This window comes from Bradyrhizobium sp. UFLA05-125 (genome assembly GCF_059803515.1).
On record NZ_JBANBJ010000133.1, the window covers coordinates 1 to 10,341 of the forward strand.

Here is a 10,341-nt window from a genome sequence, read left to right on the forward strand (position 1 = left end):
AACGATCGAAAAAACGCACTGTTAGGTAATGACCCGGGTCCCCCTGGATAATGGGAACGATCGCCCGTGCTCGACCCCAATCATGTTTTAGTTGTTTGTCCGGATTGTCGGGCTTGGCCGATGGCTGCGAACTTCATCGGATCCAGGCGGACCGGCCATCACGAAATTGATTTCCGGTGCCCGCGGTGCGGCCACGGAGAAGCATGGACGATTGGCAGCAAAGGCGCGGTTAGAACGACCGCGAAGCGACGACGCCGAGGGTTTGCAGCTTCAATCGACGAGTGATCGGCGTTTCCCGGGCGCCTGTCAGGCTTGCCTCTTTTTGGTGCCGTTCCAAGGTTTTCCGTCCGTTCAAAAAGGGGCGGCGGCAGGCACGGAGAGACCGGAGATGATGACGGCTGCTGCTGCAACGCGGTCTATATCGTCCGGATCGATAGCGGGGCCGGCCAGATTGATGAACGATTGATCTTAAGGCCTCTGCAATTTCAGTCCGAATCGTTGTCAGGCTTTGGCGGTCTCAACAGTCTCGCTGAGCTTGGTTTCAGCGTCGTAAATCCTAACTTGAAGCCGAGGAGACTGCGTCTTCAGCCGTGTGCCTGCTTCCAGGGCACTGACTTTTGTCTCGAAGCTGGCCTTGATGGGACCGTCGACCACTAAGGCATAGCCGGTCCGCAGGAGCTCAACCGATGCCTTGGTGGCGCGGACAGACGCTGAGCCCGCCATCCTGCGCCTCTCGCGCATGGGAAAACTCCACTTGTCGGGGATGAGCTGATCAACTGCCCGCGGGCTCCAACGTTCCCTCGTGCCATCACATGGGCTAGTCGGCCAGTTCGGACATTTTCAACTTTGGGGACGATCTAGGCAGGGGCGAGCGCTATTGAGCGACGCGCCGCCCTTGCTCCGTCAACTCGTACCTCTGTCCATTCTTCAGAATGAAGCCGTCTTTGACGACTTGATCTGCCAAAGCTCGGCTGCATACAGGCCTGCTGCTTCCCGGATGATATAGGCTGCCGTTGCGCTCGTGCAGATAACCGTAGAGCAAGGCTTGTTGCGGCAGCCTTTGGATCACTCGCGAAATGGCGGTCATTGCTTCAGAAGCCTGACATAGGTCCCGCTTTCGTGGAGCTCGAACCAGCCGCGCTCGACCGCGCGCTTGATGCCGGCGCCGAATTCAGGGCCGGTGCCATGGTGCTGGTACAGGAAGGGCGCGTTGATCTTCTCGATATGGATTCGGCCGTCCTGGACGGCTTCGATGCCTGCGGCGAGTTCAACGAGCTTGCAAGCGGCGGTTTCCGGGTTGGCGAAGGGACGTTCGGCGGTGAGCTTCATGAGCCAGCCCTAGCGCGATTCGGGCTTGGGAAGCTGCTCCCCGAGGATTGCACCACGAGATCTTAGGTAGTGGTTTTGGCGAATTAGGATTCTCAAGTGTTAATGTTTTGATTCTGCGAGAAGGAGTAGAAGTGCTTTGCCTCCGCGGGGCTAGCGCCCCTCTAGCCTTGGCTCCGGGAGGGCAGGCGGCCCTACCGAGCTCCCCAGCAAAGTGGGATCGTCATTATCGATTCCTCGTGGTTCGGAACGGCGGCCAGCTGCGCAATCATGGGCCTTCAGACATTCAGGGACGACCACCACTCCAGACAACGAGATGTGTTTGTCGTGCGGAAGGTCGACCGCACCAAGCCCGATGTACCCGAGGTGTGGATGTATAAGACCAGGGCGGATGCAGAGGCCAAGATCGAAGCCCTCACCATCGAGGTGTCTGGTGAGGGCGTCATCGAACTCTACCACCTCGGGATCGAGCAAACGGATCACTAATGGCCTAGTTCTGCGCCACCCTGAGCAGCGATTCTCTGGTTTGTGGGAGTTCGCAGTTGTCCGCTTTCGTGCGGAACTCCTCCGCTCTCATTCGCCAGTACTTCGGCTTGCGCATCCCCCGGCGCGCGAGGCTGGCTGGAGGCACACCGGAGACCCGCGCACCGCCGCGCGCAAAGCCACTGTATCCCGGCGCCGAACTCCGCGCCGCTGCACTGCAGCGTGTAGAGGAATGGCGCGTTGATCTTCTCGATGTGGATGCGGCCGTCCTGGACGGGATCGTGCCGGCGGCGATCTCGACGAGCTTGCGGGCGGCGGTTTCCGGGTTGGCGAAGAGACGTTCGGCGGTGAGCTTCATCGGTGCCCCATAGCTGCGACCGCCGGCTTATTCCAGTTGAAGTCCGGACGGACATCCGCGCCGCGCTTACCGCACTTCCGGCAAACAAAGCGAGGCTCGATATCCGATAGCCTCAAGTCGTCAGCCCAGCGGTCGGCGCTCAGCGTCACCAAATGGCTGCAACGATAGTCGGCGAAGTAGATCAGGACACCGCGCACGCCCATGGCGCGCATTTCGCCGAAGGTGATTTTACCGGGCGATCGGACATCGCCCATCGTTCCGCCGATCGCGGTCAGAGTGAAGTAGCGACGGCTGTTTGCTGGCGCTGGCGAATTCACTGACGTGTTGTCGTCGCGCGCAAAAAAAATCACAGCGCGGATGAACCTACGATATTGCGGGAAGGTTCGCGTTGTGCGTTAAATGAACACGTTGCGGACTTGCTTGCTCGCGCAGGCAACGCGACCACTCTTCCAAATCCAAATGTCCTAACAAAGTCACCCCTTGAGGGAGGGAATACCTATGGCACCAGACGAATCCGATCAGACCACCCCGAGCGTGGAGCCAACCGCCGAGCCGACGCCTAGCCCGGCCATCGAGGTCGCGCCCGAGCAGGAGCCCGCCGTCTCTGCGGAGCCGGTCGAGGCCCCGGCCGTGACCGAGCCCGAGCAGGAGCCCGTCATCTCTGCGGAGCCGGTCGAGGCCCCAGCCGAGCCCGTGGGCGAGCCGCTGGCCGAGGGCGAGCAGCCCGCGTAACTGATTGCGAGGAAATTTGCGAACTCACCGGGCTCGGCTGCACGTTTTGTCCGGCGGCTGAGCCCGCTTTGATGCAACAGTTCGATTTTCGATGGGCGGCGCGACCGGCCTGCGTTGCGATTTGATTGAGCTTTCCCCGCGGCCAGCAAAGCAACTGTTCGAACAATGCTCGTTTGCGGACAGTTGGGCCGCCAGCGTGACGACTGCGTTTTTGGTGATGCCGAGGTCGGCGGGAGTAGCAGCCTGCGACTTCAAAACCGGATTGCGTTGCCCTTACCGGCGTCTCTGCCATCTCCTGCAACAGTTGGCCGCCGCGCCATTCGGCCTGCTCGCGGATAGAACCGAGCGGTCAGCGATAGCCCGACCGGCTTCCGGTCCCAGTTGAAGTCCGGCCGCACGTCCGCGCCGCGCCTGCCGCAGGCCGCGCAGACAACGCGGGGTTCGATATCAGAGAGTCGCATCTCGTCGGGCCAGCGATCGGCATTCAGGGCCACAATTGTGGCTGCAACGATAGTCCGGTAGACCACGACGCCGTGCACGCCCATCTCGCGCATCTCGCGGAAGGTGATCTTGACCGGCCGGTGACCGGGCGCCAGGAGATCGGCCAAGAAGCCCAGGAAGGCCTCGGCCGGCCAAAAGGAGATGCTGATGCCGATCGCCGGCAAGAAGCCGGGCAAGCAGGCAGCCGCGAAGAAGCCGACGGCCAGGGTTGCAGCGCGAGTCGGCCTGATCCCTAGGTGTCATCCGGACGGCATGGAACGAACGGCATCGCGGGACGTCGATTCCTTGCCCCGACATAAAGCCGGGGGAAAACACCCACTAGGTTGGCGGTCCTGATGCGCCGCTTAGCGCAAGGACCGATGAGCCCGGAGGAGGGAGCAATGAGCAATCGCATAGCGGAGCGGAAGTCGCCGACCGCAGCCGAACGAGAAGCTCGAAAGGTCTTTAGAGATGCGGACGCCAAGGTGCCAGTGTCCGAGTATGAGCGCGCCCAACAGGCATTCCATTCAAACCGGGAACGGTTGAAGGCGGAACGGCTGGCTCGCGAGGCGGCGGCGAAGCAGAAGCCCAAGCCCTGATCGGCGCAGATCCGAGGCGCTGGATGGCTTGGCGCAGTCCGGGCCAAGAAAGTCCGGAAGTGACGGCCGGGCTCAAGGAGATGCTGATGCCGATAGCAAGACGCCGGAAGCGGCCCCGAAGAACCGGCTGCGATCGCGGCAGAAGTAACTGAGACCGCCTCGGCGGAGGCGCTCTGGAAAGGAGGACTGCATTTGCGGTCGCGCCGATCTCAACTTCCGTCAACGGGCGTGGCGCTTAAAAGGTCCTACACGGCACCAGCGTCGCCCCGCCCGTTAGTCTCGAAACAGGACGCTGCCGGGCTCGAAATGCCAGTCCCCCCGGCAGCGCCTTGTCTCAAACTGAGCTCTGAAATCCCAGTTGCTTTTGACATAGCAATGCTCATGCCACGGGCTTGTGACAGGGACGTCAGGCCGGCCGGTTCACGCTGGCGGGCCCTTTGTTTCGCCAGATTTCTAACCCCATCCTTTCACGTTTCGAATTAATGGGAGAATCGACGTGGCTACAGGCATTGTTAAGTGGTTTAACGCGACCAAAGGATTTGGCTTCATCCAGCCCGATGACGGCGGCCAGGATGTTTTCGTACATATCAGCGCAGTAGAGCGAGCCGGTCTCTCGGGGCTGGCTGAGGGGCAGAAGGTCTCTTATGAGATCCAGGTCGATCGGAAGCGCGGCAAGAGCAGCGCGGAAAATCTGCGCGTCTGACACGCGCTCCGAAAGAGGCCGCCAACTGAGGCGGCCTGAAAACAAAGGTGGGCCCGGTATGCCTAGGAGGCCGAGCCCGTAACCTCAGCGACGGCTGCACCGTCGTTCGGCTATGAGTCAACTAAGTGGCAAGGCAAGCATTGGTTCCTGTTTGGTCCGGCTTGTTGGCTGCATGTGATCACCTCGGTCATGGGCATTCGAACGGGGTAATCTGTCCTTGTAATTGATTGAGGTCAGAACCTTACCCATCCTTGGTAGCCTCTAACGCCTGCCGCAGCGTGATGAGGCGAGCCATGCACGTTCCAACGTTAGGTGATGTGTTTCTTGTGTCCGCGATCACAGGCCTGGCCCTCCTGATCGAGATCGGCATTTTCGTCGTTTTTGGCCTGATCTGAGCTCCGAAATCAAACCGGCTTGTTGGGCCGCAGTCTGTTCATCGGGTGATCACTAGGGGCGGTGACCGGGCGGACAAGCGATCTGCATGTTTGACATTTGGAGCGGCCGCTTGCTTCAGCGCTGCGTCGAGGGCCACCGAGTGGCCGCAACGATAGTCGGCGCAATAGACCCGGACGCCGCGCACGCCCATCTCGCCGAAGGTGATCTTGATCGGGCGGTGACTGGGCGGCGTGCGGTTCTCACGGCGGGCAGGCTTGCGCATGCCGCCATCAAAGCGGCTCCGGCGCCGGCTGGCAAAAAATCAATCGGTTGGGCTTCGGAATGCAGGAGACCTACCGCGCGTCGTGGGTGTGGACGACTCCTGAACGGAGCAGTCGGATGAATGGAGCAGTCGGATAAAGAGCACCTCAGCTGAAATTTTTTTCCATGAAATCGCTTGTCCATTCCAACATATTTTTCACATCAGACTCACCGAACGCATCCCATTTCCCATGCGCGGCTGAATTTCTGATGTCGGCCAAGGCCGTTATCTTTTTTGAGTTAAGAGGTTATAAGCTCCCGCCTTTGCGAGTGCGGCATTCATTGTATCAAGCTTCGGCTTGTCCGGGAGAGTGAGGCCCTTCTTGAGGCAGAGCTTCCTCAAGCCGTCTTCCAGAACGGCCCCGATTACCACCGCGGCCGGCGCAAAATAGTGAGCGCTGAGTAGGCCTGAGCCTGCTCCAAAAAACTATCGAACACCTCCGCAGCAATTAGTGCCTTAATGCTGAAAAGGGCATCGGCGCGAATGTCATCCCGGGCTGATTGAAGAACCCCCAACGCCTGCTGGGTGTTTGGAAATTTCGGATAATCAGTAAACTGCCTTTTCAACGCATCGTAGTGCTCGCTGTCCGCCCCTAATGTTCGCGAAATTAGACCTAAGGAACTCGTCAACCATTGATTGGCGAGTTGCACATTCACAAAATCCGAAGTGATATGCCCAGGCATAGGGGCCTTGCGGGTGCTGATTACCCTGTTCCCGAGTTCGATCATTTCATCGAAACGGTGCAGTAAGCGTTCGTCAACCAACGACATTCTCCCAATTCTTAGGGGCTCAGAACCTGGCCGCGCCCGAGGGCGACTCGCGCTACCCTCGCGAATTGCTACTCTCGCTTCTGATTGGACGCGCTGATCAGCGCTGAGAGGACAATGATTCCAGAACACCGGTAATTGCTCCAGCGTTGGGGCCTCCGAAGATACCCAATGCCGTCAGACAAATGAACCAAACGGCTACGACAGCCGCTGGCCCAGTGGCCTTTAGATTTATCGCAAGATTTCGAAGAAAATCCATCAGGTTAGTCCCCCGGACGGCCGCACTCTTTCGCAACCCCAGGGCGCACGCAAGGTGATTTCCCCACCCGGGGGCCTCAAATGACGAGTCACGGAATTCGCACGCCGTGATGCTTCGACCTCACCAGCCCGCTGCCGTCCCCAATGTCGGCGGGCTTCTCTATTGCGGCTCCCTTAGGCGGCCAGTTTAATGGTCTCTTTCATTGGGAGGATCGCAATGCAAAAAATAATCACGGTAGTCGCAATGACTGCCGCTCTCTCACTTGTAGCATGTGGCAGAGAGCCTGGACCAAAAGGTGATCCAGGACCACAAGGTCCGGCCGGCCCGCAGGGTGCTCAAGGGATTCAGGGTGTGCCAGGTCCACAGGGTCCAGCCGGAGCGCAAGGACCACAAGGGCCGAAAGGCGACAAGGGAGACAAGGGCGATCCAGCATCGCTTAATATCCGAGCGGTCCAAGCCGACGGTGCCGTCAATTGCGATAGCAGCGAAACGCTTGTGTCGGTGTTCTGTCCTGGTGGCGGCAGTGCGGATGGCGGGAAGTGCGGCACTTCACCGACAATTGGTCTTTGCCTGAAAAAGTGAAACTCGAGCAGGCCCGCCGGTTCACGCTGGCAGGCCTTCGACTGGGTGAGGCTCGCTGTCCTGTTCTGAACGAAACCTCCGGGAAGGGCGTTAAGAATTATCACCGCGCGGCCTCTGGCATTTATCGGTGATGAGAGCGCCTGCGCGCCCGCCTCCTCGAACGGAATGGAGAAGCGCAAATGAAGCGTCTCCGTTTCACTCACGAACGCCTCGCCACCGAGGCAAAACAGCTTCGCGAGAAGGCCAAGTCGCTTCCCCCCGGTGTCGATCGGGAGGCTCTGCTTCGCAAAGCCAGGTTAGACGAAATGGTCGCCCATATCGACAAGTGGCTTAGTTCGCGAGGTCTAAGACCGCCGACATGAAACCGGGAATGCGAACGTTGGGCCTTATGGATGACAAAGAGCTGGAAGCCCGTAGTGAACAAGTGCTCGTCGTGGTGAGCCTCAGTACGGCAACGCTGATTGCGTGCTTCACCCTTCTGCTTTCTCAACTGTAAGGCCGCCTCAGTTGCCGCCGCTCCGTTGATCACCGAGCTATGAAGCGAAGATCATTTTGTCTCCGCCCCTACTGACGGATCGCACATCGAACCGGACAGGCTTCTTCCAGATCGCAATCCTTTTAGCTTCCTCGATCGCATCACCCTCGTTGAGCGCCTTGATCGGCAAGGAATCGCACGCGAGACCGCCGGGCTTCGTGACGTCGGGGAAATAACAATCCATCATGAAATGAGACATGGGGAAGCTCGCTAACCGTGCTCGCTGATCAGTTGCATGATCGCACGATTCGGGCGGCCTGCCGCGAGACGTGCATGACAGCATCCGGCCGTGCTTCACTTCATGGATCCAATCCGCCCCGTCGGGGACCTGCCTGCCGGCGGTCGCCAAGCAGAGCTCGTGCGCCATACAAAATGTAGTCGCCCGCTCCGTTATTTGCGAATCCGGCTCGCAAATGATGGTGCGGGAACTTTCGGCAATGGGGCGGCTGCAGGCCAGAGGCCGCGGCGGATCTCTCCAGTACGGGCCGAAGCGGTCCGGAAACACGATTAGGGACCCGACGACATCAACTTGAAGCCGGCGAATGATTGCCTGCATCTCAAGGGATGGAGACACACCCATGACCCGCTATCTGAACGCCCGCTCTCTCGCCTTGACCGCCGCGCTGCTCGTGGCCGCGCTCGCGTTTGTCCCGCACCCGGTCAGCTCCGATCTGGGCGCCGGTTGGAATTGCAGGCAGAACGTTCTCATGACGAGCTGCCGACTGGCTCAGCAATGACCGATCAGCACAGGCCTCAGCTGCAGGGTTAGAGAGGCCGGGCGAATTTCATTGCTCCAGCTTCTCGGTCTCGGTTCGCGCGAGCCAAAGCGCTGACGTCGGCACCTCGCAAAATATCGATTCCTAGCGGCTCAGCACGGCCTCGAGCTACTGCGCGTCGTGGGTGTGGAAAAGGTGTGAGCTTCGGTCCCGCGCTCTCGGCCCGCCGGTTCACGCTCGCGGGCTTTAACTTAGCTGAATTACCTTTCCTGGCTTTCCGTCGAATATCAGGCCATGGAAGCGGTCGATGAAAAACGGGAAGCACCGGCGCCCGATCCTTCGCGCTCAGCAGAGGCCTTACGGATCATCGAAGAGTACGCCGACGATCTGCGGGAGATCATCAGGAAGCTCCGCCGGAAGATGAATTGAGGCGCCCGCACTGCCGTGTTGGATATCCGGTTGGCCTTGAGGTGGCGAATTAGATCGACGGTCATAGCTCACGCTCCATCGCTGGATGGCCGCGGTTCTTCACCTTGATCCAAAACTTTTGGCGTCCTCCGCGATACAGCCAATCGCGGTGCTTCGAGACGAGACCCTCAAGGCCCATGCGGCAAGCTGCCCGGAAGAGCTCCGGCCCGATCTCCCCGCGCTCGAAAGGCGCCACGGTGATGCCGTCGGGCCGGCGCGCCAATAGTCGCTCCAGGTTCGTCTTGCGCAAATGAAGCGGCAGATCCCGCAAATCGTCTCCAAACGGTCAGAGCCAGCGCGCCTGCGAAGCGGATGTGAAGACTTTGAGGAGGATCCAAGGCGTGAGCAGAAAAAAAAGGAGCATCGCGCTGCCTCGCTTTACCGGCCATGTTCATCACCCATACCTGAGTCGCGAGGTTAGAAGGGACGAGGCTAAAAAAGAGAGGCAAGTGGTGCCCGAAAGGCACAATTTTTCCGCAAGGCAGGGTCGCCCAGCTCGAACAATTCAAGGCCAAGGGATCATAGAAGCAATCGCTGGCTGCGCATGCAATGATCACCCGCAAGGACGAAACATCCGTTTTGCGAAGGGTGGCGAGCCGATCAGCGGCCTATGAGTGCTCGTCGACAACGCAAAGGCCGCTCGCACCACCAAGGCCGGTGTTGGTTCTCGAGCCTTCCTGATCAAGTTTTTGCTCGGGCTCAGCTAAGCGACATGCATCGGGGCGCTTCGGCGCGTCTATTCGTCGGTCCAGGAAATGCCGAGCTCCTGAGCGACTTCCTTCAAGCTCCGCCTGAAGCTCGCTTCGATCTTTGCGCCGCTCTCGGCTTCGTATCTCGCGAGTTCGCGATCATTGAGCGCCTGCGCAATGGCCTCAGCGTCCTCCTGCGAACCGAGAAAGCCGGATAGCCTTTCGACCTTGCCGTCGACAATGGCCGAGACCATCCAGCGGCCGTCCTTGGTCGGCACCGCTATGTGGAAGATCGGATACTCAACGCCGGTCGGTCCCTTGCTCATTGTTCTGCTCGTTCAAATAGCCGAAGCGCCCCTTTGCGCGAGTTCGGCAGGTTTCCGTGTGCGATTAGGCAGTCGGATTTGCCGCTTACCGCCCAATGAGCAGGACTATTGTTGCCAACGTAACAGTGACGGCGATAGCCGGTACAATGAGCCACAATATTTCGTGCTTCATAAACACCCACGTTTAGCTTCGGTCGGGAGGACAACTGCGGAGACTTGGTTAAGGCGGCTAAGTAGCTGCCCACCTCAGAAAGCTGTTTTGACAGCAACTTCTGCTCGGCACGTCGGCTGGGAAAAGGCTTACCCCCGAGGCGTTGCTGAAATTCTTCTTGGGGCGCTCAAAATGGTTTCAGGACTGCTGCTTCAAAGGGCCGCCCGGCTCTCATTCAATTCCAGGCCAAGGGATCATAGAGGCAATCGCTATCAGGCCGATGGCCGCTAACGACCAAGCCAACACATGAAATGTCCATGACGGCGGGGTCCGCATATCGCCCCCCTTCGAGATCTCCTGCTCCAGAACAGGAAGCGCTCTGTTTTGCCGGGCGTAAGCCTCCGGTGAGGGCCGCCTTCCGGGCGGCGAGCTTGGCTGCGATAGTTTGCTAATTGATTTGCCAGCAAATG

General features: G+C 59.4%; 15 protein-coding genes. 6 read left to right on the plus strand and 9 right to left on the minus strand.

Annotated features, from left to right (window positions below):
• Positions 1 to 501 precede the first annotated feature (501 nt).
• Both SO156_RS44785 and SO156_RS44790 read right to left on the minus strand, forming a co-directional pair.
• A complete protein-coding gene (locus SO156_RS44785; protein WP_498539311.1) occupies positions 502 to 723 on the minus strand; it encodes a hypothetical protein in 222 nt (73 codons plus the stop codon).
• A gap of 360 nt (positions 724 to 1,083) precedes the next feature.
• Complete coding sequence (locus tag SO156_RS44790; RefSeq protein WP_498539312.1) at positions 1,084 to 1,329, minus strand: hypothetical protein; 246 nt, start codon at positions 1,327 to 1,329, stop codon at positions 1,084 to 1,086.
• 315 nt (positions 1,330 to 1,644) lie between these two features.
• Between SO156_RS44790 and SO156_RS44795 the strand changes: the two genes are divergently transcribed.
• Positions 1,645 to 1,812 carry a hypothetical protein gene (locus SO156_RS44795; protein ID WP_498539313.1) on the plus strand — a complete coding sequence of 56 codons (168 nt, stop codon included), beginning with the start codon at positions 1,645 to 1,647 and terminating at the stop codon, positions 1,810 to 1,812.
• 4 nt (positions 1,813 to 1,816) lie between these two features.
• Here the strand turns inward: SO156_RS44795 and SO156_RS44800 are convergent, their stop codons facing one another.
• Complete coding sequence (locus tag SO156_RS44800) at positions 1,817 to 2,167, minus strand: hypothetical protein (protein ID WP_498539314.1); 351 nt, start codon at positions 2,165 to 2,167, stop codon at positions 1,817 to 1,819.
• On the minus strand, positions 2,164 to 2,484 hold the full coding sequence (locus tag SO156_RS44805) for a hypothetical protein (RefSeq protein ID WP_498539315.1): 321 nt from the start codon (positions 2,482 to 2,484) through the stop codon (positions 2,164 to 2,166). The genes SO156_RS44800 and SO156_RS44805 overlap by 4 nt, the downstream gene beginning before the upstream one ends.
• Positions 2,485 to 2,665: 181 nt before the next feature.
• On the opposite strand from SO156_RS44805, the gene SO156_RS44810 reads away from it, so the two are divergent.
• Positions 2,666 to 2,899, plus strand: a complete 234-nt coding sequence (locus tag SO156_RS44810) for a hypothetical protein (protein WP_498539316.1) — start codon at positions 2,666 to 2,668, stop codon at positions 2,897 to 2,899.
• Between the two features lie 251 nt (positions 2,900 to 3,150).
• Here SO156_RS44810 and SO156_RS44815 read toward each other — a convergent pair whose 3' ends face one another.
• Positions 3,151 to 3,576 carry a hypothetical protein gene (locus SO156_RS44815; protein ID WP_498539317.1) on the minus strand — a complete coding sequence of 142 codons (426 nt, stop codon included), beginning with the start codon at positions 3,574 to 3,576 and terminating at the stop codon, positions 3,151 to 3,153.
• A 204-nt stretch (positions 3,577 to 3,780) separates the two neighbouring features.
• On the opposite strand from SO156_RS44815, the gene SO156_RS44820 reads away from it, so the two are divergent.
• Together SO156_RS44820 and SO156_RS44825 are read left to right on the plus strand one after the other, a co-directional pair.
• Complete coding sequence (locus tag SO156_RS44820) at positions 3,781 to 3,978, plus strand: hypothetical protein (RefSeq protein ID WP_498539318.1); 198 nt, start codon at positions 3,781 to 3,783, stop codon at positions 3,976 to 3,978.
• Between the two features lie 496 nt (positions 3,979 to 4,474).
• Positions 4,475 to 4,681: a cold-shock protein gene (locus SO156_RS44825; protein ID WP_097668860.1), complete on the plus strand. Its 207-nt coding sequence runs from the start codon at positions 4,475 to 4,477 to the stop codon at positions 4,679 to 4,681.
• A gap of 433 nt (positions 4,682 to 5,114) precedes the next feature.
• On the opposite strand, the gene SO156_RS44830 is transcribed toward SO156_RS44825, so the two are convergent.
• Entirely contained in the window at positions 5,115 to 5,339 is a 225-nt protein-coding gene (locus SO156_RS44830; RefSeq protein ID WP_498539319.1) for a hypothetical protein, read from the minus strand.
• A 404-nt stretch (positions 5,340 to 5,743) separates the two neighbouring features.
• Positions 5,744 to 6,142, minus strand: a complete 399-nt coding sequence (locus tag SO156_RS44835) for a hypothetical protein (RefSeq protein WP_498539320.1) — start codon at positions 6,140 to 6,142, stop codon at positions 5,744 to 5,746.
• Between the two features lie 1,957 nt (positions 6,143 to 8,099).
• On the opposite strand from SO156_RS44835, the gene SO156_RS44840 reads away from it, so the two are divergent.
• Complete coding sequence (locus tag SO156_RS44840) at positions 8,100 to 8,258, plus strand: hypothetical protein (RefSeq protein WP_498539321.1); 159 nt, start codon at positions 8,100 to 8,102, stop codon at positions 8,256 to 8,258.
• A gap of 273 nt (positions 8,259 to 8,531) precedes the next feature.
• Positions 8,532 to 8,666: a hypothetical protein gene (locus SO156_RS44845; RefSeq protein ID WP_498539322.1), complete on the plus strand. Its 135-nt coding sequence runs from the start codon at positions 8,532 to 8,534 to the stop codon at positions 8,664 to 8,666.
• Between the two features lie 61 nt (positions 8,667 to 8,727).
• Here the strand turns inward: SO156_RS44845 and SO156_RS44850 are convergent, their stop codons facing one another.
• Together SO156_RS44850 and SO156_RS44855 are read right to left on the minus strand one after the other, a co-directional pair.
• Positions 8,728 to 8,976 (minus strand): DNA ligase-like domain-containing protein, encoded by a 249-nt coding sequence (locus tag SO156_RS44850; RefSeq protein ID WP_498539323.1) that lies wholly within the window; start codon positions 8,974 to 8,976, stop codon positions 8,728 to 8,730.
• Between the two features lie 465 nt (positions 8,977 to 9,441).
• A complete protein-coding gene (locus tag SO156_RS44855; protein ID WP_254107518.1) occupies positions 9,442 to 9,720 on the minus strand; it encodes a hypothetical protein in 279 nt (92 codons plus the stop codon).
• Positions 9,721 to 10,341: the final 621 nt, after the last annotated feature.

Excerpts from the sequence above, each read along its gene's own strand:
- SO156_RS44785 (WP_498539311.1), bottom strand. The coding sequence starts at position 723 with ATGGCGGGCTCAGCGTCTGTCCGCGCCACCAAGGCATCGGTTGAGCTC.
- SO156_RS44790 (WP_498539312.1), bottom strand. The coding sequence starts at position 1,329 with ATGAAGCTCACCGCCGAACGTCCCTTCGCCAACCCGGAAACCGCCGCT.
- SO156_RS44800 (WP_498539314.1), bottom strand. The coding sequence starts at position 2,167 with ATGAAGCTCACCGCCGAACGTCTCTTCGCCAACCCGGAAACCGCCGCC.
- SO156_RS44810 (WP_498539316.1), top strand. The coding sequence starts at position 2,666 with ATGGCACCAGACGAATCCGATCAGACCACCCCGAGCGTGGAGCCAACC.
- SO156_RS44820 (WP_498539318.1), top strand. The coding sequence starts at position 3,781 with ATGAGCAATCGCATAGCGGAGCGGAAGTCGCCGACCGCAGCCGAACGA.
- SO156_RS44830 (WP_498539319.1), bottom strand. The coding sequence starts at position 5,339 with ATGCGCAAGCCTGCCCGCCGTGAGAACCGCACGCCGCCCAGTCACCGC.
- SO156_RS44840 (WP_498539321.1), top strand. The coding sequence starts at position 8,100 with ATGACCCGCTATCTGAACGCCCGCTCTCTCGCCTTGACCGCCGCGCTG.
- SO156_RS44845 (WP_498539322.1), top strand. The coding sequence starts at position 8,532 with ATGGAAGCGGTCGATGAAAAACGGGAAGCACCGGCGCCCGATCCTTCG.
- SO156_RS44855 (WP_254107518.1), bottom strand. The coding sequence starts at position 9,720 with ATGAGCAAGGGACCGACCGGCGTTGAGTATCCGATCTTCCACATAGCG.